Annotated in this window: 22 protein-coding genes and 1 pseudogene; 14 read left to right on the top strand and 9 right to left on the bottom strand. The window is 43.7% G+C overall.

Annotation, left to right across the window (positions count from 1 at the left end):
• Nucleotides 1–299 precede the first annotated feature (299 nt).
• The 3 genes from EWV68_RS17805 to EWV68_RS17815 all read left to right on the top strand — a co-directional run bounded on the left by EWV68_RS17805 (nucleotide 300) and on the right by EWV68_RS17815 (nucleotide 5,509).
• Nucleotides 300–2,345: a PP2C family protein-serine/threonine phosphatase gene (locus EWV68_RS17805; protein ID WP_287170570.1), complete on the top strand. Its 2,046-nt coding sequence runs from the start codon at nucleotides 300–302 to the stop codon at nucleotides 2,343–2,345.
• A 167-nt stretch (nucleotides 2,346–2,512) separates the two neighbouring features.
• Nucleotides 2,513–3,562, top strand: a complete 1,050-nt coding sequence (locus EWV68_RS17810; RefSeq protein WP_002798288.1) for a hypothetical protein — start codon at nucleotides 2,513–2,515, stop codon at nucleotides 3,560–3,562.
• A gap of 348 nt (nucleotides 3,563–3,910) precedes the next feature.
• On the top strand, nucleotides 3,911–5,509 hold the full coding sequence (locus tag EWV68_RS17815) for a SpoIID/LytB domain-containing protein (RefSeq protein ID WP_287170572.1): 1,599 nt from the start codon (nucleotides 3,911–3,913) through the stop codon (nucleotides 5,507–5,509).
• A 141-nt stretch (nucleotides 5,510–5,650) separates the two neighbouring features.
• Here the strand turns inward: EWV68_RS17815 and EWV68_RS17820 are convergent, their stop codons facing one another.
• The 4 genes from EWV68_RS17820 to EWV68_RS17835 all read right to left on the bottom strand — a co-directional run bounded on the left by EWV68_RS17820 (nucleotide 5,651) and on the right by EWV68_RS17835 (nucleotide 9,320).
• Nucleotides 5,651–6,340 (bottom strand): potassium channel family protein, encoded by a 690-nt coding sequence (locus EWV68_RS17820; RefSeq protein WP_046662432.1) that lies wholly within the window; start codon nucleotides 6,338–6,340, stop codon nucleotides 5,651–5,653.
• A gap of 95 nt (nucleotides 6,341–6,435) precedes the next feature.
• Nucleotides 6,436–7,770 (bottom strand): TrkH family potassium uptake protein, encoded by a 1,335-nt coding sequence (locus EWV68_RS17825; RefSeq protein ID WP_061432894.1) that lies wholly within the window; start codon nucleotides 7,768–7,770, stop codon nucleotides 6,436–6,438.
• Between the two features lie 9 nt (nucleotides 7,771–7,779).
• The gene (locus EWV68_RS17830) at nucleotides 7,780–8,928 is read right to left on the bottom strand and encodes a glycosyltransferase family 4 protein (RefSeq protein WP_287170574.1); all 1,149 of its coding nucleotides are present in this window, start codon (nucleotides 8,926–8,928) and stop codon (nucleotides 7,780–7,782) included.
• 236 nt (nucleotides 8,929–9,164) lie between these two features.
• Entirely contained in the window at nucleotides 9,165–9,320 is a 156-nt protein-coding gene (locus EWV68_RS17835; RefSeq protein ID WP_071825010.1) for a DUF2256 domain-containing protein, read from the bottom strand.
• Between the two features lie 36 nt (nucleotides 9,321–9,356).
• Between EWV68_RS17835 and EWV68_RS17840 the strand changes: the two genes are divergently transcribed.
• Together EWV68_RS17840 and EWV68_RS17845 are read left to right on the top strand one after the other, a co-directional pair.
• On the top strand, nucleotides 9,357–10,157 hold the full coding sequence (locus EWV68_RS17840; RefSeq protein ID WP_045360591.1) for an RNA methyltransferase: 801 nt from the start codon (nucleotides 9,357–9,359) through the stop codon (nucleotides 10,155–10,157).
• A 27-nt stretch (nucleotides 10,158–10,184) separates the two neighbouring features.
• On the top strand, nucleotides 10,185–11,366 hold the full coding sequence (locus EWV68_RS17845) for a serine hydrolase (RefSeq protein WP_287170575.1): 1,182 nt from the start codon (nucleotides 10,185–10,187) through the stop codon (nucleotides 11,364–11,366).
• Between the two features lie 3 nt (nucleotides 11,367–11,369).
• Here EWV68_RS17845 and EWV68_RS17850 read toward each other — a convergent pair whose 3' ends face one another.
• The gene (locus EWV68_RS17850) at nucleotides 11,370–11,636 is read right to left on the bottom strand and encodes a glutaredoxin family protein (protein WP_002750529.1); all 267 of its coding nucleotides are present in this window, start codon (nucleotides 11,634–11,636) and stop codon (nucleotides 11,370–11,372) included.
• Between the two features lie 8 nt (nucleotides 11,637–11,644).
• Between EWV68_RS17850 and EWV68_RS17855 the strand changes: the two genes are divergently transcribed.
• The 9 genes from EWV68_RS17855 (at nucleotide 11,645) to EWV68_RS17895 (ending at nucleotide 19,734) form a co-directional block, all read left to right on the top strand.
• Nucleotides 11,645–11,884 (top strand): hypothetical protein, encoded by a 240-nt coding sequence (locus EWV68_RS17855; RefSeq protein WP_287170576.1) that lies wholly within the window; start codon nucleotides 11,645–11,647, stop codon nucleotides 11,882–11,884.
• 159 nt (nucleotides 11,885–12,043) lie between these two features.
• Complete coding sequence (locus EWV68_RS17860; protein WP_287170577.1) at nucleotides 12,044–12,748, top strand: Uma2 family endonuclease; 705 nt, start codon at nucleotides 12,044–12,046, stop codon at nucleotides 12,746–12,748.
• A 172-nt stretch (nucleotides 12,749–12,920) separates the two neighbouring features.
• Nucleotides 12,921–13,994, top strand: coding sequence for a ParA family protein (locus EWV68_RS17865; protein WP_147070345.1), 1,074 nt, complete (start codon nucleotides 12,921–12,923; stop codon nucleotides 13,992–13,994).
• Nucleotides 13,978–14,523, top strand: a complete 546-nt coding sequence (locus tag EWV68_RS17870; RefSeq protein WP_287170579.1) for a hypothetical protein — start codon at nucleotides 13,978–13,980, stop codon at nucleotides 14,521–14,523. Before EWV68_RS17865 ends, EWV68_RS17870 begins: the two co-directional genes overlap by 17 nt.
• A complete protein-coding gene (locus EWV68_RS17875; protein ID WP_287170581.1) occupies nucleotides 14,524–14,739 on the top strand; it encodes a HEPN domain-containing protein in 216 nt (71 codons plus the stop codon). It begins immediately after the preceding gene.
• 146 nt (nucleotides 14,740–14,885) lie between these two features.
• The gene (locus EWV68_RS17880; RefSeq protein WP_287170584.1) at nucleotides 14,886–16,604 is read left to right on the top strand and encodes an ABC1 kinase family protein; all 1,719 of its coding nucleotides are present in this window, start codon (nucleotides 14,886–14,888) and stop codon (nucleotides 16,602–16,604) included.
• 36 nt (nucleotides 16,605–16,640) lie between these two features.
• Nucleotides 16,641–17,018 carry a hypothetical protein gene (locus EWV68_RS17885; RefSeq protein ID WP_002801269.1) on the top strand — a complete coding sequence of 126 codons (378 nt, stop codon included), beginning with the start codon at nucleotides 16,641–16,643 and terminating at the stop codon, nucleotides 17,016–17,018.
• Nucleotides 17,019–17,147: 129 nt separating this feature from the next.
• On the top strand, nucleotides 17,148–18,485 hold the full coding sequence (locus EWV68_RS17890; RefSeq protein WP_061432902.1) for an anthranilate synthase component I: 1,338 nt from the start codon (nucleotides 17,148–17,150) through the stop codon (nucleotides 18,483–18,485).
• A 283-nt stretch (nucleotides 18,486–18,768) separates the two neighbouring features.
• Nucleotides 18,769–19,734: a permease gene (locus EWV68_RS17895; RefSeq protein WP_287170586.1), complete on the top strand. Its 966-nt coding sequence runs from the start codon at nucleotides 18,769–18,771 to the stop codon at nucleotides 19,732–19,734.
• A gap of 192 nt (nucleotides 19,735–19,926) precedes the next feature.
• Here EWV68_RS17895 and EWV68_RS17900 read toward each other — a convergent pair whose 3' ends face one another.
• The 4 genes and pseudogenes from EWV68_RS17900 to EWV68_RS17915 all read right to left on the bottom strand — a co-directional run.
• Complete coding sequence (locus EWV68_RS17900) at nucleotides 19,927–20,181, bottom strand: type II toxin-antitoxin system RelE family toxin (protein ID WP_002760924.1); 255 nt, start codon at nucleotides 20,179–20,181, stop codon at nucleotides 19,927–19,929.
• Nucleotides 20,178–20,387, bottom strand: a complete 210-nt coding sequence (locus EWV68_RS17905) for a DUF2281 domain-containing protein (protein WP_287170588.1) — start codon at nucleotides 20,385–20,387, stop codon at nucleotides 20,178–20,180. The genes EWV68_RS17900 and EWV68_RS17905 overlap by 4 nt, the downstream gene beginning before the upstream one ends.
• A gap of 397 nt (nucleotides 20,388–20,784) precedes the next feature.
• Entirely contained in the window at nucleotides 20,785–21,093 is a 309-nt protein-coding gene (locus tag EWV68_RS17910; RefSeq protein WP_287170587.1) for a tetratricopeptide repeat protein, read from the bottom strand.
• Nucleotides 21,094–21,139: 46 nt separating this feature from the next.
• Nucleotides 21,140–21,239 (bottom strand): annotated as a pseudogene (locus tag EWV68_RS17915) (IS630-like element ISMae26 family transposase); the annotation flags it as partial.

Below are 21,239 nucleotides of genomic sequence, written 5' to 3' on the forward strand. Positions count from 1 at the left end.
TAGCCTGTTAAATTCCCTTGTTTCCACCACCTCCAAGCCGTTCGATAACTTATTCCTGTTTTTTTTGCCTAGTCCGATAGTTTTGTCTGTACATATTACCATGAATGACTATATATGACCATATTTCTATTGAAACTTTACAATACCTATAGAGATGGCACTGTCAGCATTAATTATTCCCGCTCGAGCCACAAAGGGTAAAATTTGGGAAACACTGCAATACACTGGCAGTCAACGTGGATAAAAACACGCTACTTTAATAACCTATACTAATCGCGCTTTAGGAGTCAGCAGTTTTCATGGATTCCGTGACAACCCTCCAATGTCAAAACCTAACCTGTCTATCCCCGAACGCTCTCACTAATAGATTCTGTGAAAAGTGCGGTACTCCTTTAGTTAAGCGCTATTTATGGATGATGGGTGATTGGGTGAGAACCTATTATCATGTGGGCGAGCTAATTGATAATCGTTATTTGGTCAAACAACCACAAATTGTTCTTGATACTAAACCCGCTCAAGCACCCCAAGCGCCGGACGAACCTCCTAGCTGGATTTCCCTCTACCTAAAATTGTTACCCTTCCATCTCCACATTCCCCAAGTCTATGGCTATATTCCCAGTCCCGATGAACGCCTGAATATGGACATCTGGCTGTTGGAGTACGGCACTATTCCCCTCGACGAAACGGGAGAATTAATTTATCCAGAACTATTGCCCACTCTGGCCGAGGTTTGGTCGCAAGCTTCCGATTTAAGGCAAATTCACTGGTTATGGCAAATGGCCACACTCTGGTATCCCCTTCAGAGAAAAGCTGTGGTCTCTAGTCTGCTCAACCCTTCACTGACGAGAGTGAATGATCAGCTGCTGCAATTGCTAGAATTAAGCAAAGACGAGGCTACCGCTCCCAATTTACGAGATTTAGGGGCCCTGTGGGCCGGTCTGATGCCGACGGCAGCCGCTAATATTCAAGATTTTCTCGCATCCCTGACCCAGGAACTAGAATCCGGTGATCTCGATCGCCCAGAATCCCTGATCGCTATCCTCGATTATGCACTACAGCACTACGGTGGAGGTCAAGAACGCAGCTATGAGATTTTTACCTGCACCGATACCGGTCTGCTGCGGGAACACAACGAGGATGCCTGTTATCCCCCGACTAATCAGGCCACAACCCTCGCTCATGGTCAAAATCCCCTGGCGATTGTCTGTGATGGCATCGGCGGTCAGGAAGGGGGCGAAATCGCTGCTCAATTGGCGATCGAAACCCTGTCTAGGGAAATTAATCCCAGTCCCACCACTAATATTGAAATCTATCCCGATAGTTACAGTCTTATCCTCGAACAGGCGATTCGTGTCACCAATGATCTGATCAGTCAACGCAATGATCAGGAGTCAAGACAAGATCGTCAGCGCATGGGTACGACTCTAGTTATGGCTTTTGCCCAGGCCCAGGAAATGTACGCGGCCCATGTGGGGGATTCCCGCATCTATTGGATTACTGCCCACAGTTGTCATCAAGTGACGGTGGATGACGATCTCGCTTCTAGGGAAGTGAAATTAGGCTATCTCCTCTATCGTGATGCCATACAGTATCCCAACGCCGGGGCCTTGGTGCAAGCTTTGGGCATGAGTAGCGCCAATAATCTCCATCCCACCGTTCAGAGGTTGATTATTGATCAAGACTGTGTTTTCCTCCTCTGTTCCGATGGTTTAAGTGATTACGATCGGGTAGAACAATACTGGGACAGTGAAATTGTGCCTCTTTTGCGAGGAGAGAAAAATGTAACCGCCGTGGGGGAAAGTTTATTACAACTAGCTAACCAGAAAAACGGTCACGATAACTCCACCATCGCCCTAGTTTATTGTCGGGTAGTTCCTGCGGCTGAACCTGTCAGGCCTTTAGTTTATGCTGAGGCCAAAGAACGGATTATTCCCGATCTTAATGACCAAGATTTTGATTACAGCGGGGACACCTACCCCGGAGAAGAAGTGGTCACAGCAATACCCACTCCCCCCCCTGCATCTTCTTCTGTTCCTAGTCGGACTTCTCCCCCCGCGCTCACTAGGGTTTCACCCCTAGTCGTAGTAGCGATCGCTGTCGGTGTTCTCGGTTTGCTGGCTGCGATCGCTTGGCAATTCCTGAGTCGTCATCCCGCTTCCAATCCATCGATTTCTCCTGCACCTGTCACCGGTCCCACGACCGGGACGACACCTTCCGCACCTGTCACCAGTCCGAGTCCCACGACCGGGACGACACCTTCCGCACCTGTCACCAGTCCCACCCCAGTGACGACACCTTCCGCACCTGTCACCAGTCCCACTCCCCCCAATGCTTCTCCTAACTAGGGTTTGATGAAAAAGTTGTTCGTGGGGACAGGGTGTGGCCCCCAACCCCCCCGACATCGGGGGGGTTGGGTGTGGGGTGTGGGGTTTTACCTGATGATTAATCGGCTTGTCGGGGGTTGCCAGAGCGAGTTAAGATAAAATGCCTGATTAACTGCCGAGTCTATCCTATGGTTGATGCTGCGACGTTCTCCTCCGACACCTCCGCGATCATTGATGCCTTTGAAACGCCTCTAGAGTTTAACTTTCAACTGCCGGATCCCGAAGATGAAACCATCCAAGATCATGACTTTCAGCAGCAACTGGATTCTTTTTGGAAAGTTTGCGATCGCTTTGATTTGCAAACGGAAATCTGGCGGGGGCGAATTTTGCGAGCTATTCGCGACCGGGAAAAGCAAGGCGGTGATAGTCGCGGTACAGGCTTTTTGAACTGGTTAAAACAGCGAGAAATCACTAAAAGTCAAGCTTATGCTCTGATTCAATTGGCTAATAGTGCCGATACTCTCCTGGCGGAAGGACAACTGGATCCCGATAGTATCAATAATTTTAGTAAACGCGCCTTCGTAGAAACGGCCAAATCTGCCCCCGAAATTCAAAAATTAGTCAGTGATGCGGCCCGACAAGGGGAGAGAATTACCCGTCGGGAGGTGAAGCAATTGGCCGATGAATGGACAGCGATGAGTTCAGATTTACTACCCGATGAAGTGAAGGAAAAAGCCAGCGATGGCAGTTTACCGGCGCGTCATCTCGCTCCCTTAGTGAAAGAATTAGAAAAGTTACCCGATACTCATATCGACACTCTCCGTCAAGAAATCGCCGCTAATCCCGATGTGGACACGGTAAAATTAATCACCTCGGAAGCACGCAGTTTAGCCAAATATCTCGATGCGGCGGCCCAAGTACAAACTCTCCGACGGGGTAATTTAGATATCGAAATGGCTCTAGAAGAAGCTTTGCGCGTCGATTGTCTAAATACGGCGGCGGACCTGGTTAAACAAGCCACACAATTAGAGCAAGCCGTAGCTAAACTTTATACTACTTGGAAACGTTTAGGTAGTTTGTCTGATCGCCTCTATGTGGATACGGGAGCAAGTAATCCCCATCTGCGATCGATGTTAACCTGTTTGGAAAGTTTAACCAGTGAAGTGATCGAAGTGGAACTGGATGAAGGTGGCCAGAAAATGGTACGTTTACGCATTATCAGCGATGGGGGAAGTTAGATGCTTTGTTGGTGGTTGGGTGTTGGGGTTTTAGGGTTTTAGGGTTTGAGGGTGTTAGGGTTTGAGGGTTTGAGGGTTTTAGGGTGTTAGGGTGTTAGGGTTTGAGGGTTTGAGGGTTTTAGGGTTTTAGCTGAAATTACCCATTTCCCCATTCCCCCACTTCCCCACCTCCCCACTCCCCCACTTCCCCACTCCCCCATTTCCCCATTTCCCCATTCCCCCACTTCCCCATTCCCCCATTTCCCCACTTCCCCACCTCCCCATTACCCTATTCCCCTAACGGCTTGCTGCTATAATCTCTGAATATCCTCAACTTTTATGAAAACTTATTAACAGATACTTGACTTTATGCTAAAAATCAAGGAAAAAAAACAAATAATTAGCATCGGTTCCATAACTGCGGCGATCTTGCTCAGTTTAACCCTAATTCCTGCCGCTATAGCCAAGGATGTCCTTCTGAGAGTGGGCATTGTCCAACGTTTTGGCGATGAAGCCAAGGAAAAATTAACCCTGAGTAGTACCAGTGGTGATAATCTCACCCTGCGCGTGGTGGGAGAAGATGGCCAATCCCAAACCCTGCAAACCAATCGCCTACAATTAGAAGTTATTCCCCGTCCTCTCGCTTCTCCCATCCTCCAAGAAAAAGTCATTTTGAGCGACCACGCCACCTTTGAAACCGCCGAAAATAGTGCCAAAAATTGGGCAAAAATGGGCATTAAAGTGGAAATTACCCAACCCGGACGCTGGCAGGTCTGGGCAAAGCGAGAAGTTTATGAAAATCCCCTAGTGCGACGTTGGTTGCTGACCAGTTTGCAAACCAAAGGCCACAATCAACCCTATATTAATAGTGTTTTACTCAAAGAAAAGCCGCAAGTTTCTTTCCAGATCAACGGGGTGCGCTATTTTCCCAAAGAATTAGAAATCGAGAGCCAAAAAAACCTGATTCAAGTCACCCATAGCCCCGATCAGTTACGTTTGTACGGGGGAACTATGCGCCTACAGCCCAACGCCTACGGCACTTTTACCCTAGTTAATAACGTTCCCCTCGAAACCTACCTGCGCGGGGTTGTACCCCACGAAATCGGTCATGATGCCCCGGAAAGCGCCACCCAAGCGCAAACTATTATCGCCCGTACCTACGCCCTCCGCAATCTCCGCCGTTTTCAAGCCGATAATTACGAACTCTGTGCCGATACCCATTGTCAAGTTTATTATGGATTGACGGGAACTAATCCCCGGGCTGATCAAGCGATCACAGCCACGCGAGGCCTAGTTTTAACCTACCAAAATGAGTTAGTGGATGCCCTTTATTCCTCTACCACCGGCGGAATAACTGCCCTCTTTAGTGATGTTTGGGATGGGGAGGAAAGACCTTATCTCCGGGCAGTGGTGGACTCCCCCAATCGAGTCTGGGACCTGTCGAAACAATCTCTCGCTAATGAGACAACTTTTCGCCAGTTTATTAATCTTAAAGATGGTTTTAATGAGACGGGCCGACGGGTTTTTCGCTGGCAAAAACAAGCTTCTTTAGCTGATTTGAGTCAAGACCTAGAAACCTATCTAAAACGCAGAAAACATCCCCTCGCCCATTTCCAGAAAATCCAATGGATGGAAGTGACTAAGCGCTCTCCTTCCGGTCGGATTCTGACTATGACCGTTCAAACCGATAAGGGGATTTTGGAACTGCATAAAAATGAGGTGCGTAGTGCTTTGGGACCGCCTCGCAGTACCCTATTCTACATCGATCCTATCTACGATACCAATCGACAGATCCAGGGTTATAACTTTATTGGTGGCGGTTTTGGCCACGGGGTAGGATTAAGTCAATTTGGTTCCTATAATTTAGCCCGTTTGGGTTGGTCTCCCGAACAAATTCTCGCTTTCTATTATCCCGGCACCACCATTCAACCTCTCAATAATTCGATTGTCTTTTGGCGAGGAAATTAATCAGTTATCAGTTATCAGTTATCAGTTATCAGTTATCAGTTATCAGTTATCAGTGAACAGGGATATCAGGAGAAAAAAGCTGACGGCTGACGGCTAAAAGGCTGACGGCTAAAAAATCGCCTTCATCTATTTGACTAAAATTTACATCGGTAAACGCTGAATATCTCGGTTAGAACCAATTACCACCATGGCTAAATCCTTGTGTAATCTTTCTTGGGGATTGGGGTTAATCTTGAATTTTTCCGCATTACCGACAGCGACAATATTTAACCCATAACGATTACGAATTTCTAACTCTGCTAGGGTTTTACCGTGAAAAGCTTCCGGGACTTTTAACTCGACAATACTATGTTCGGGATCGAGATCAAATCGTTCTAAAATTGATGGTCTAGTTAAACGGTGCGCTAACTCACAACCAGCATCGTATTCGGGAAAAACTACTAAATCTGCACCAACTTTTTTGAGTAATTTTCCATGGATTTCTGTGGAGGCTTTAGCGGCGACAAAATTAACCCCTGCTTCCTTACAATTGAGAGTAGTAATGATACTTTCTTCCACGTATTTACCAATAGCGACAATCACCGTATCGGTTTCAAAAATTCCCGCTTCTCGCAGGGCGTTAGGTTTGGTAGAATCAAGCTCGATCGCATTATCTACTATTCGATCGGATAACGCTTGTGCTACTAATCCTTCGTCAATATCTGTCGCTACTACTTGATAACCTTGTTTGCGTAAGGTTTCACAGACGGCGCGCCCAAATCTGCCTAATCCGATGACGGCAAATTGACGATTTTGGGGACGCATACTACTAAAAAATTTAATTGATTGCATAATTTGAAGTTAAACTGTTACGCATTTAAAATGCTAGTGTCAATGAGTGGGGAGACAGGAGAAACTGATAACTGATAACTGATAATTGATATTAATTATCCCACTAAAAGGTTTTCTTCGGGGTAATTAATAACTGTTGGTTTCGGATCGCCGATGATAGCCGCTATTAAAAGTATAACTCCTACCCGTCCCAAATACATCATAAAAACAATAATTAACTTAGAAATCGGCGATAAAGCGGCGGTTATCCCCATAGATAGGCCGACAGTTCCAAAGGCAGAAACTACCTCAAAAAACAGCTGAATCATTTGAAAATCTGTCTCCACAAATGAGATGGCTAGGGTGGAGATAATAATCGCTATAACCGAACCAAAAACCACCGCCATTGACTTTAAAATTAACGGCATGGGAATGCGTCTTTGATAAAGAGTCACTTCTTCACGACCTCTTAAAACCGAGCGGGTACAGTTATATAAAATCCTAACAGTTGTGGTTTTAATACCTCCCCCTGTACCGCTAGGACTGGCTCCTATAAACATCAAAGCCATGGTAATTAATAAACCTTCTACGGAAATTTTACCAATATCAATGGTATTAAATCCTGCTGTTCTCGATGTTACCGATTGGAACCAAGCGGCCAGCAATTTATCTTTAATTGATAAATTAGCCAAAGTGTCACCATTTCCCTGTTCAGTAAGTAAAAAAGCCAAGGTTCCTATCACTAATAAAAATATAGTTGTGCTGATAGCAACTTTATAGTTAAGGGAAAAAACAAAGCCTTTTCGTTTATATTGAAAGCGGTAAATAAACCAAGTGTAAAACTCGATAATTACCTGATAGCCGATACCTCCAAAAATGATCAATCCTGTGATAGATAAGTTAATAATAATTGAAGACTGATAGGACATTAAGTTATCTTTAAACAAGCCAAAACCCGCATTATTCCAAGCACTAATACTATGAAATAAAGATAACCACACCGCATATCTAAAATCATACTTTTGGGCGAAGACAGTTAACATAACCAAAGTTGCTGTTAACTCAAAAACTAGAGTAGTAGCAATCACTGATTTCATTAAACTTTGACTACCTTGTAGGAAAGGTCGATCGAAGGATTCTTGAATTGCTAACTTCTGTCTCAGGTCAAATTTTCGCCCAATTAATAACATTAAAAAAGTGGTAGTGGTCATATAACCCAAACCCCCCACTTGCACTAATAAAGCAATAAATAATTGACCCCAAAAAGAAAAATAAGTCCCCGTATCTACTACTGCTAAACCCGTAACACAGACAGCAGAAGTGGAGGTAAAGAGGGCAACAATTGGGTCATTCCAAGTGCCGCTAGTGGTAGAAACAGGCAACATCAACAGGGAAGTTCCCGCTAAAATTACCGCAATAAATCCCAAGCAAATTGTCCGGGCAATCGTCATATAAATTCCTTAGTGAAAGTAGCTAAGAGAAGATTGTTTTTTGGCTAACACTTCTTGATAAACTAACTGTAAGCGATCGATATTTTTGCTGAGACTGTAAGAGTCTAAAACTCTTTGACGGGCTTTTTGTCCGAAAATTGTTGTTAATTCGGGATGCTCTCGTAATACGGGCAAGAGAGTTTTTAGTTGGGTAATTAGTCCTTTAGTATCTAGAACTATTCCCGCACCTTTTAACACTTCCCCATCGGCCCCCACATCCGTGGCCAGACAAGCAACACCGCAGGCCATCGCTTCTAAGAGGGAAATCGATAAACCTTCCACTAATGAGGGTAAAATAAAGCCGTCAACCCCGCGCAAAATTTCAATTCGTTTATTTTCATCGCCGATAAAACCTAACCAGATAATACCATCTTCTTCTCCATAAAAAGGTTTAAGGGAAGGAGTTAACGGACCATCGCCCACAATGAGCAGTTTGCATCTATCACCTAAACTGGTTTTTTTCCAAGCTTTCAATAAAGATTCTACATTTTTCTCCGGCATGATCCGACCGAGATAAACAAATAAACAATCGGCATTATATTGAGCTTTAATATTCGAGGGTCCTGGACAATACTTATTAACATCAACCCCATTGGGAATAATTGCTAATTTTTCTTCGGGAACTCCCAATTTAACTAAAAAATCCCGTTGAGAGGTGGAAAAAATAATTACTTTATCGTAATTAGCTAAAAAAGGGGCGTGTAGTTGGTAGGTTAATAATTGGGTACTGGAGATGAGATTGCGAATTTTACTATCAAAAGCTGGGTGAAAAGTCGCCACCAGAGGCAAATCTAAAGACTCACAAATTTCTGGTAGCAGAAAATCGAGGGGAGACAGGGGTAAGGACGCATGAACTAGATCGGGTTTCAGTTCCCTGAGTTTATCCTGTAGAACCCGACTCGATTTCAGGGTGGGAATAGTATAGACTTGGGAACTATAGAGACGTGGCAGGGTGATTTCGTCGTAAAAGTCGGGCCAATCGCCTACGCTGGGTTTTTCGGAAGAAAAATGCAGAAAACTGACTTGATAATCTCGATCGAGCAGGGAATTAGTCACTTCTCGCCCATAGGTAACGTTACCGCAAAAAGGAGATTTTTTTCCTAACCAGGCAATGTGCATTCAGATTCTCTTAAGAAAAAGTTAATTTAGCCAAATATCAGCTTACTAAATTAGCCGTAAAATTAAAAGCTAATAGAGTACCTAAAACAATTAATTATCCATCTAAACCGTCAGCCGTCAGTCGAACGCTTTTTCACCGGATTAGTAAACAGTGAACTAAAAACTCAAATCTGATCCCTGATCAGCTGTCTCCTGTCTCCTCACCTAAGGGAAGATTTTTGCTGTTTGCAGGAGATCTACTGATTCACCGAGGACTTGCGACGACGACAGCGTTCTGAACAGTATTTGACCTCATGCCAACAGTTTTGCCACTTTTTGCGCCAAGTAAAGGATAAACCGCAAACGGGACAAATTTTACTGGGAAGATCGGACTTCGATATCTGACGTGCCATGATTAAAATTAAAAAGTCAAAAACTGCGCCTTATCTATGAGTGTAGATGAAAATAATCAGAGTTCCCCACTTGATCGCCTGAGAATTATTTTAGTTGAACCAGCCGGAGCCTTAAATGTGGGTTCCACCGCCAGAATTATGCGGAATATGGGCTTAAGTCGCTTAATTATCGTCAATCCTGCCTGTGATATCCTTGCAGAAGAAGCGCGACGCATGGCAGTACACGGGATTGAAGTCCTAGAAAACTGTTCACGGGTAGCCACCCTGGGGGAAGCTTTGCAGGGTTGTCATCGCATCATTGCCACCACCTCGAAACCCCGTCACCTGAATACTCCCCTCGAAACACCCCGGACCGCCTTACCCTGGTTACTCACCCCTAACCTGGAATCGGCCTTAATTTTCGGGCCAGAAGACCGGGGTTTAAGTAACAGCGAACTGAACCACGCCCAGCGTTTTGTCGGTATTCCCGCTAATCCTCAATATTCCTCCCTCAATCTCGCCCAAGCGGTGGCGGTTTGCTCCTACGAACTGTACCAAATGGCGACGGAAAATAGGCTCGAACCCCAGTTAGAAACGCTCCCTAATGCCACTTTTGAGGCTCTAGAAGGCTATTATCAGCACTTGGAGAGCTTTTTGCTCAAAATTGGCTATCTTTACCCCCACACCGCCGCCGCTAGGATGGAGAAATTCCGGCAATTTTATCATCGGGCCCAGCCCACGGTGGAGGAATTAGCCCTGCTGCGGGGTATTATCGGTCATATTGAAAGTATCGGGCAACTTTTTCTCGGTCTTGATAGTCTCAAGGGCAAGAAAAAAAATTCTCCTAGCGATCGATAATAAATCTGGATACCCTTGAGGAAAACCGTGACTCGTCAAGTAACTCGTCGTCCTACTAAAGTCCAATCTGGCCCTGGGTCCCCTAGGGCCATGGACTCAAACAACAAAAAAAAGTCTTTACCGGTTAAAAGGGCAAAAAAACAGCGTAAAACTAACCTAATCGCTTCTTTTCTCCTTCAGGTTCTTCGCTTCTCTATCCTTGGTGTCGGTTTAGGTGCGATCGCTGGTACGGTTTTAACGGTGGTGGATCCGAGCAAATTACCTCTACATCCAAAACCCACCGCTACCAATCCCCCGACTCCCAAACCCGTCACCCCAAAACCGACCACGTTAGTTTTCAACGAAAATCTCAGCAGCCTCAACCGGAAATTACAGGCTTTAGCGGTCAAATATCCGAAATTACAGGCGGGAGCTTTATTTATTGACCTCGATAACGGTGCTTACGCTAATTTTCGCGGAGATACTATTTTTGCCGCCGCTAGTACGATTAAAATCCCGATTCTGGTGGCCTTTTTTGAGGATGTGGATGCGGGGAAAATTCGTCTCGATGAACCCCTTGTGGCCACTAAGGATGTCATGGCCAGTGGGTCCGGGGATATGCAGTATCTAGGAGCGAATAAAACCTATACTGCCCTAGAAACCGCCACTAAAATGAACGTAATTAGCGATAATACCGCTACTAATATGTTAATTAAGCGCATGGGCGGCAAAAAGGCTCTTAATCAGCGTTTTCAAGCTTGGGGTTTGACCAGTACGGTAATTAATAACGCTTTACCTGATTTGGAAGGAACCAATACCACAAGTCCGAGAGATTTGGTGACAATCTTAGGAAAAGTTAATCAAGGGGAATTACTTAGTTTACGTTCCCGCGATCGTCTATTGAATATTATGCAGGAAACGCGCACTCGCACCCTGCTGCCGCAAGGTATCGAGAAATCCGCCGATATTGCCCATAAAACCGGTGATATTGGCTCGATGTTAGCGGATGCGGGGATTATTGATATGCCTAACGGGAAACGCTATCTAGGAGCAGTGATGGTCAAACGTCCCCACAATGATAGTAACGCTAGGACTCTGATTCAACAAATATCGCGCACGGCCTACCAACACTTTAAATGGTATCAAACTCAACCCGCAGCCAAACCGCAACCGGTCGCCCAGTCTTCTCCCTCTCCTAGTCCGGTCGTTATTCCTAGTCCGGGTAATTAGCCTCTAGGTTAAATTATTGGCTAAAAGACGGGCCAATTGTTCGGCATTTGCCCGGGGGGAAAGACGAGGAAGGATTTTTTCCCCCGTGGCCAGTTTTTGACAGAGGACGGGGATTTCGTACTGATAAGCGTTAAACCAATCCTCTCGACTGGTAATGTCCCTAATTTCTAACTGCCACTCCGGTTGACGGATTTTTTCTAGTTTCTCTAGCAACCCTTCGCAAAGATGACAGTCCGGTTTACTGTATAAAATTAGTTCTATGGTAGTCATAAATATTTATGTTCATTACCTCCACGATTAGTCTCTCATCAACAATTCTACAAACTCCCACACCCACAACGACTTTAAATAATAATTTAGTTAATTCAGGTACTCAAGATCTAGTCTATATCGGTGTGTTTCTTCTGGCAATTACCCTAGTCATGGTTATTGGTATTATCAATCAAAAAATTGAATACGCTCTCATTTTTGCCGCCACTCTCACTGTTATTTTAATTGCTTTTTTCTGGTTTTTATAAGTCCTTCAACCAAGGGGATTGAGGTCATGATATTCTGACTTCCCCAACCGACTCCTAACACCCTATATACAAGCAAAACGATCGGACTTATAATATAATTGTATTGATTGTGGCTTGTGGCTAGAATCACCCCAAATTGACTCAATGGGTTTATAAACGATGACAACCCTAGATATTGCTACCGATATTGTCTGTCCTCCCACCGATTTATGGAGTGATGAACCACCCTTGGAAAGTGATCTGCATTTACAACAAATTATTTTATTATTATCTTGTCTTGATTGGCTCTGGCAAGATAGAAACGATTACTATGCCTCGGGCAATTTGACTATTTATTATAACGAAAGACAACTAAAACAGCGAGATTTTTGTGGCCCAGATTTTTTCGTGGTTTTAGATACAGAGAAACGTCCCCGGAAAAGTTGGGTTGTCTGGGGAGAAGGGGGTAAATATCCCAATCTAATCATCGAAATTCTCTCCGATTCCACCGCTAATGTGGACAGAAAAGCCAAAAAGGAACTATATCAGCATACTTTCCGGACTCCTGAGTATTTTGGGTTTGATCCTAATACTTTAGAATGGCAAGGATTCACTTTAATCGAGGGACAATACCAACCGATTACCCCCAATGAAAACGGTTATTTATGGAGTAAGCAACTGGGATTATATTTAGGGATTTTTGCCAATAAATTGCGCTATTTCACCGAATCAGGTGAATTGGTTCCCACCCCTCAAGAGTCGGCGCAACAGGAAAGATTAGCCAAAGAACGGGAAAGATTAGCCAAAGAACGAGAACAACAACGGGCGGAAAAATTAGCCCAAAAGCTGCGGGAATTGGGCATTAATCCCGATGAAATTGCTTAAATATCTGGTTGGGGGTGTTAGGGTGGAAACCATGGCGCAATTTTTCCTTAATTGCTAGGCATTAAAACGAGTAATCCGAAACTCTGATTCTAGCCTAGAAATCATGGCAAAATCTCCACACTGATGTTACAATAATGACCAAGGGCAACAATCTTCAAATATAATTAATGCCATGGTGCAAAAAATAGCTTTTTTTAATCATAAAGGTGGAGTGAGCAAAACTACAACCACTTTTAACCTTGGTTGGATGCTTGCTGAGAAGGGCAAAAGAGTAATTATTGTCGATACCGATCCCCAATGTAACTTAACTGGTATGGCTTTGACTAATGAAAGTGAAGATAGGGAGGAAAGACTACAAGCCATCTACAATACTTACTCTAATATTAAAACAGCTTTAGCACCTGCTTTTGAGTCTCAACCGAGATTAATCGAAGCTGTGGACTGTATTCCTATTGATGGTCGTGATGACTTATTTTTACTGCCTGGTCATGTGGGATTAGCTGAATATGAAGTTACCCTAGGTATTGCTCAAGAACTTAGTGGGTCAATTCAGGCTTTAAAAAATCTCCCCGGTGCGATTACATATTTATTAGACAAAACTGCCGAAAGATTTCAAGCTGACTATATTTTAATCGATATGAGTCCCAGTTTGGGGTCAATCAATCAAAATATACTGATGACCAGCAACTTTTTTATTGTGCCAACCACAGCGGATTTTTTCTCGGTTATGGCTATCGATTCTTTAACTAAAATCTTGCCTAAGTGGCACCAATGGGCTAAGGCAGCTAGTGCTTTACCAATTCTCAAAACCGCCAACTATCCCTTCCCCGAAGTTAACCTACATTTTTTGGGAACTATTGTTCAGAACTATCGAATTATTCGTGGAAAAGAAACAAAAGCCTTTGAAAACTGGATTAACACAATCGAGGAAAATATCGGCAATAAAATGATTCCAGCCCTAGGAAAAAATGGCATGATGCTACCGAAATTTATCTACGATCAGAATGGTGTACCAGACTGCTGTACTCTAGTAAAAATTCCTAATTTTAATAGTCTTATTGCCTTATCTCAAGAGCATCAAATGCCTGTTTTTGCGCTAACTGCTGAACAATTGAAATCAGCTAAGTGGCAGGGTAAAGTGTTAGGTAAAGCCCAAGAAAAACAAGAGGACTTTAAAAAGATTTTTTCTGACTTAGCAGACAAAGTTATCGGTCTTACCTCCGAGATTTATGCAGTTAGCCATTGAACAATTTCGCCTTAGTCTTGCCCGCGTTCGTGACTTGATCGCTATCCACAATTCCCTCAAATCTCAGACTACTTCCGCCCTAGATGTATCGGATATCCTCAGAGCCGCTTTAGTCCTGACTGTAAGCGCTTTAGATTATTATATTCACGAAGTGGTTACTCTAGGAATGCTAGAAATTTATCGAGGCCAACGTTCAGAACCTTCTCCCACTCCTAACAGTTCTCAATCTGCCTTTTCTCGTTTTCAAGTCTCCTTGAATGGCGCACGACAAGAACGATTGATAGCTATTAGTATTGGCTCTTGGTTAGAGAACGAAATTCAACAAAACTACGGTTCTTTTTTTGATCAAGAATCTCGCTCAATTTCCGAGGTACTACCAATGATTGAAAATCTCCTCACCAACAAACTTAATAGTAATTATTGGCTAGAGACTGAAATTAGAGAAAACCTCAGATATAAAAGCTTTCAACAACCGGACAAGATAGCGGAGGCCATTAGATTAATTTCAGCCAAGAAATTGTGGGAATAAGTGGCCAGCAAACTAAATAAACCAGCCAAAGATATTAAAAGCCAACTTAGCATAATTGTTGATCGAAGGAACAAAATCGCCCACGAAGCTGATATAGACCCGAGTTATGGCATTGGCAGTCGCTGGAATATCGATGAAAATCTCGTTAATGATGCCGTTACCTTTATAGAACAGCTTGTTGAAAATATCCATCAGGTACTTGAGGACATCCACTAGCCGAAAATTTCCCCGGCAGTCCATCCATAAATACTTATGATTTCTCAGGGAATTATAACAATTATTAAATAATGTGTAGTTTTGTATACTGATGTCAGGAACTTAGATACAATATCAAGTGGCGTAAGATATATAGAGATTAGCTAGTGAGTCGGCATCAAGACAGTCAAACTGACGGGAAACGAGAAGAAACACAGTTCACTCCTTACAGTGCAGAAGCGATCGCTCAAGAATACCGTTACAAACCTTGGCAATTGTTCGGTCGCGCTTTCGTGATTATTTGGTCTTTAGGATTATTTCTGCTCAGTCTCCTCTGGGACAAATGGACAAAGCAAGAAGAAGCCAATAAATACAGGCGTGCCAGCGAACTTAGGCAAATTCTCACCCGTTTGGGTCCGACCTTCATCAAAGTCGGTCAAGCTCTCTCTACCCGTCCCGACCTCGTTCGCAAAGACTTTTTAGACGAATTAGTTAAACTGCAAGACCAACTTCCCCCCTTCGATAACGACATTGCTTTTGCCATTATCGAGACAGAATTGGGAATGCCTGTAGAAAAAGCCTATCGAGAAATATCCCCCACCCCTGTGGCTGCCGCTAGTTTAGGACAGGTTTACAAAGCGATACTCCCCACCGGTGAAGAAGTAGCCGTTAAAGTGCAACGGCCCGGGCTGCGGGGGCTTTTAAGCCTCGATTTATACCTAATGCGCTGGGCCGCTCAAAAATTTGGCCGTTTATTACCCCTCAATCTCGGCCACGACCTCACCCTGATTGTCGATGAATTCGGCACCAAACTCTTTGAGGAAATCGACTATCAAAACGAAGGTCGCAACGCCGAAAAATTCGCCACCAACTTCCAAAATAACCCCGAAGTTAAAGTTCCCAGTATCTACTGGCGTTATAGTGGTCGCCGCGTCCTCACCCTAGAATGGATTGATGGCTATAAACTCACCGATACCGAGAACATCAAAGCTTTAGGATTAGACCCCAATAATATCGTTAAAATCGGCGTAACCTCCGGATTACAGCAACTCCTCGAACACGGCTTTTTCCACGCTGATCCCCACCCGGGTAATCTTTTCGCCACCTTTGATGGTCGCATGGCCTATATCGATTTTGGCATGATGGACCAGTTAGAGGAGGAAACTAAAGAAACCCTCGCTAGTTGCGTCGTCGATTTAATTAACAAAGACTACGAAAACCTAGCCAGCAACTTTGTCAAACTGGGATTTTTAACCCCAGAAACCGATATAAAACCAATTATTCCCGCCCTAGAACGAGTTTTAGGCAATGCCATCGGTCAAAGGGTCGGTGACTTCAATTTCCGCACCATTACCGATGATTTCTCCGAATTGATGTACGAGTATCCCTTCCGGATTCCCGCCAAATTCGCCCTGATTATTCGTTCCCTCGTCACCCAAGAAGGGGCAGCCCTCACCCTCGATCCTAACTTCAAAATCGTCCAAGTGGCCTATCCCTACGTCGCTAAACGTCTCCTGACCGGGGAATCACCGCAACTGCGCCGGCGTTTACTGGATGTACTGTTCAAAGACGGTAAATTCCAGTGGCAACGCCTAGAAAACATGATTACAATGGCTCGATCGGAAAGTAACTTCGATTTACTGCCCACCGCGCAATTAGGCATCACTTTTCTTCTCTCGGAAGAAGGTCGTTATCTGCGTCGTCAATTGCTATTAGCTTTAACGGAAGATGACCGTCTCCATACTGCCGAAGTGCAACGTCTCTGGAGTTTAATTCAAGGAGAATTGCAACCGCGGCGACTCTTGGATGTGGCCATGAGCGCTTTTCGGGAATTATCGTCCCAAGGTGTGGCCGCTGTCCTTCCGCGAGAAACCAGTTCGCGTTAAAGTGTTTAAGGTCATCATCGGTTAATCACTTTTTCTATGGATTATTATTTTCTGCCCCAACCGCCCTATTTTCTGGTTGTTGCCGGTTTATTTATCGGTATTACCTGCGGGGCCGCTTTTGAAGCTAGTCTCAAGCAAGTGGTTAACAATTGGTATAAAAATAAGGGTTCGGACGATCAAAATCTTTTAAAATCCAGTTCCTTACAAATTCCTTTTATTGGTATTTGTGTAGGAATCTGTCTTTTCCTGGCCTCGGGATTAGATATATTTATTCTCAATGGTTGGGTTGCCTACGCTATCTCTCTCCCGATGACTATCTTTATCGGTGGTTTGGTTTGGAGTCAGTTAGGGGAATTATTAGGCCAATTACAGCGCGGCGGTTCTAAAGAAATTGACCTCGATTATCGGGGATAATTACGAGGCAGCAAAAATTTAGGACTAAGATAATAGGTGTTAGCAGATAGGAAAGATCAACTCCCCCACAACTAACACCAAAACCCTAGTTATACCCAATTTCCCAGCTATTTTGGCCCGCGATTTTAGATGCAAAAACCTTTAGCATGGCATTGGCGATCGCTTCCTCTGCATCAGCGCACCGGTTCCGAGGTTTTTGCCTGCTTATTCTCCCAAGATGCGATCGCTACTTTACTAGAAAGTCCCTATCCGGGTAATTCCCTCTCCCGTTACTCTCTTTGTGCTGGTTCCCCGCGTCAGCTTTGGACCCCCGCACTAGGGGAAATTTTGCCCTTTTTAAGCAGTTTACTCCCCCAAACCCGATGTGATCATCTTCCCGATCATCTTCCCTTCCATGGCGGTTGGTTGGGGTGGTTAGGCTACGATTTAGCTTGGGAAATAGAAAAATTACCGGACAGGAAAGCTGATAGTCTCCCTTTTCCCGTCGCTTATTGGTATGAACCGGATAGTTTTGCCATTCTCGATCACCAAGCACAAATTCTCTGGTTAGCTGCCACTAAACCCGAAGATTTAGATAAATACGAACAATCTTTAACCACTAACCCCGATTTTGAGTTTATCGATCCCCATCCCTCTCCCTTAATCTTTTATACTTCTCAACTCGACTACGAAAAAGCTGTTAAAAAAGCCTTAGATTATATCAGAAAAGGCGATATTTTTCAAGCAAATTTATCCCTAAGATTTCAAAGCACAACTAGGGCAAAAGGATGGCAAATTTATCGCAGTTTACAACAGATTAACCCTTCTCCTTTTGCCAGTTATTGGCGCACCCCTTGGGGAGAAATGATTAGTTGTTCTCCCGAAAGATTGGTAAAATTAGAAAGAGGAATAGCCAGCACTAGACCAATCGCTGGAACCCGTCCCCGGGGCAAAACCGAGGCACTCGATCGACAATTGGCCGAGGAACTATTAACTAATAAAAAAGAGCGGGCCGAGCATATTATGCTAGTGGATCTAGAACGTAATGATCTGGGTAGAGTTTGTGAATGGGGATCGGTTGATGTGGATGAATTACTGACGATCGAGCGTTATAGTCATGTTATGCACTTGGTCAGTAATGTTCAAGGAAAATTAGATAAAAAGTATCATGCTATTGATTTAATTAAAGCTCTTTTCCCCGGGGGAACAATTACCGGTTGTCCGAAAGTTCGTTGTCTAGAAATTATCGAAGAATTGGAACCGGTGCGACGCAATTTATTCTATGGTTCCTGTGGCTATATTGACCTACGAGGTCATTTAGATTTGAATATTCTCATCCGTACCCTATTAATGACTGCTCAAGGGAATTTAAACACCGTTTGGGGACAAGTGGGAGCGGGAATAGTTGCCGATAGTGATCCCGAAAAAGAATGGTTAGAATCCCTTCATAAAGCTGAGGCACAATTAATCGCTTTACGTTCTTTTTAATTTTTGATTTCAACAAACTAACCTAAGTAGGTAGGCATTAAAAATTATCAGATGCCCCCCTTATTAAGGGGGGACTAAGGGGGGATCGGCACCCCCCTTATCAAGGGGGATCCCCCCGCCTTCGGCTTCCCCCCTTATCAAGGGGGGCTAGGGGGGATCGAACCTAAAATCCATGTTTAATTTAATTATAACCAGCTACCTATTGTTGCATCTAAAACCGATCTTTTTACTTTTTACCTTATCTGCTATTTTGTAGGATAGCTTCCGATCTTGAACCCTATTCATGAATCAAATTTCTATCGCTGTTACTTTTTTTCTTAGTTTATTCTTGACCTCGCTTCCCTTTTTACTTTTCGGGGCAGCCGTTTCCAGCTTTTTGCTGGTTTTCGTCAACAAACAGCGATTAGCGGCGATATTTCCCCGTAATCGAGTCTTAGGAGCGATCGTTGGCAGTACAATCGGATTAATCCTACCCGTCGGACAATACGGCACGATTCCCGTCGCTAGAAGATTCTTATTAGAGGGAGTACCCCCGGGGGTGGTGTTTAGCTTTCTCACCGCTGCACCTACCCTAAATATCGTCACTCTTTGGCTAACTTGGCAGACTTTCAGCTATTCTAGTATTTTCTTCTATCGATCGCTTTCGGTGTGGTTAATGGCAATTTTTATCGGCACTCTCTTTAGTTTCTATCGGGAAAAACCCCGCACCGATAACGAAATTCCCCTAGAATCAAGTTTAGTTCTTTCCGGCAGTTTTTTACCGGAGGAAGCAGCCGGTCAACCCCTACAAAGAGTCGGCAGTCTTGTTTATGAGTATAAAACTAGAGATAGGCAAGCTTGGCCAATTTCTCTGCAGCTATTTCTCGATAACTTTATCGATGAAGCACTGGAATTAGGGGGATTATTAATTATTGGCTGTGCGATATCTAGTGTCTTTCAGCTATTATTACCTCAGAGTCAATTAATTGCCTGGGGGAATACTCCCGCTACTCAAATTCTCGTCCAGTTGTTCTTTGGTTTCACCCTCGCTGTTAATGCTAGTCTTAGCACTTTTGTCCCCGGTTCTTTAATTACTAATCTGTCCGTCGGTTCCACTCTAGCTTTTTTACTGGTCGCTTCCCTCATTGATATTAAAGCTTTTATCCTCCTCCTATCAGCTTTCCGTGCTAAAATCGTCCTTTATTTCGGAATTTTATGCCTGTTAATGAGTTTTTTAGTGGCTCTGATCCTCAGTTTTTATCTAGGTTGAATTACTTCCGGGTCAGAAAAATTTTCTCTTGACAAAAGCCCCTTGACATGATATTATATTCATAATGGAAAAGCCGTGCGCCTGCGAACCCTATTTTCCCAAGCATTTAAACTCTAACTCATCCTGATTCTGCTTGCCGGAGTTGCGACAACATAGTTTTATAGTTCTCACTCCACCCACCTACCGAGAGGTTCAATAAGCATCTTTTCGATGAATACTACTCAATATGATAATCAGCATTTCTTGATCTTGAATTTTGTAAATGATGCGATAATCCCCTATTCTAATTCGGTAGGTGTCATCATATCCTTTGAGTTTCTTGACTCCGCTAGGACGAGGTGTATCGGTAAGTAGTCTAATGGCAGTAATTAAGCGTTCGCGTTGTTGTTTGGGTAAGTTGTTTAGTTGTTTTTGAACTGGTTTCGGAATAATAACTCTGTAGTTCACGCTTGAGTTGCCTCATATTCTTCGAGGGTTAGATAGTCTCCTGCTTGATAAGCTGATTCAGAAGTGATTATGTTAGCTTGCTCTTCTTCTGTAATTTCTATTGCAGTATGTCGTTCTTTGATAAAGAGCAAAAAGTCAAGTAATTCAGTCAAAAGGGTGTCAGGTGTCTGCTCGATTTCTTTAATTAGTTGTTCTTTGAGTGTCATAGCTTTATCAGTCATCAGTTATCAGTGATTAATTCAATCATAGTCGATGATTGGTGGTGCGTTACGACGGATTGTTAGCTTGAAGTTAAAGCGGAAATTTTTGCCGTCTAACGCACCCTACGTTTTTCTGGATGTTGTTAAATTTTCTCTTGACAAAGGCGACTTGACATGATACTATATTCATGATGGAAAATCCGTGCGCCTACAGACCCTATTTTCCAATGGTCTTAACTATGATTGGTTTATTCAATCAATCTTCATCTCTAATCCACTCTTAACTAGGTTCCTAGTCATAGTTCATCATTCAACATTCCAATCACAGTTAAGACTGTTTTCAGGGATGAGGGGGTTTTGGTTTCAACATCTCCACCACCTCATCGGGAAACCCTTGTCTTAATTATGCTTCGGGTAATTGGGATAACATCCTCAGATAATTCTGATAAACGGTTTGGGTATGGGGATGATTTTCCCCTAATCTTTCCCTGAAAATATTAATCGCTTCTAGATAGAGAGGTTCTGCTTCTGTGTACCTGCCTTGAGAATCGTACAAGTATGCTAAATTGTTGAGGGAAAGTGCCACAAGGGGATGATTGTCTCCTAAGAGTTGTTTTCTCAAATCTAATGCTTGTAGATAGAGAGGTTCCGCTTCTGTGTACCTGCCTTGGGAATCGTACAATGCTGCTAAATTGTTGAGGGAGCTTGCCACAAGGGGATGATTGTTTCCTAAGAGTCGTTTATAGCAATTCTCTGACTTATGAGGTACAGTAGCAACAGTGAGTAAACCAATTGCGAATATCTTTTTGAGTAACTTCTAACATAGCCAATTCAATCCCTTCTATTAAGTCTTTGTAA

Origin of the sequence: Microcystis sp. M_QC_C_20170808_M9Col (genome assembly GCF_007095495.1) — a bacterium.
Taxonomy (GTDB): Bacteria; Cyanobacteriota; Cyanobacteriia; order Cyanobacteriales; family Microcystaceae; genus Microcystis; species Microcystis aeruginosa.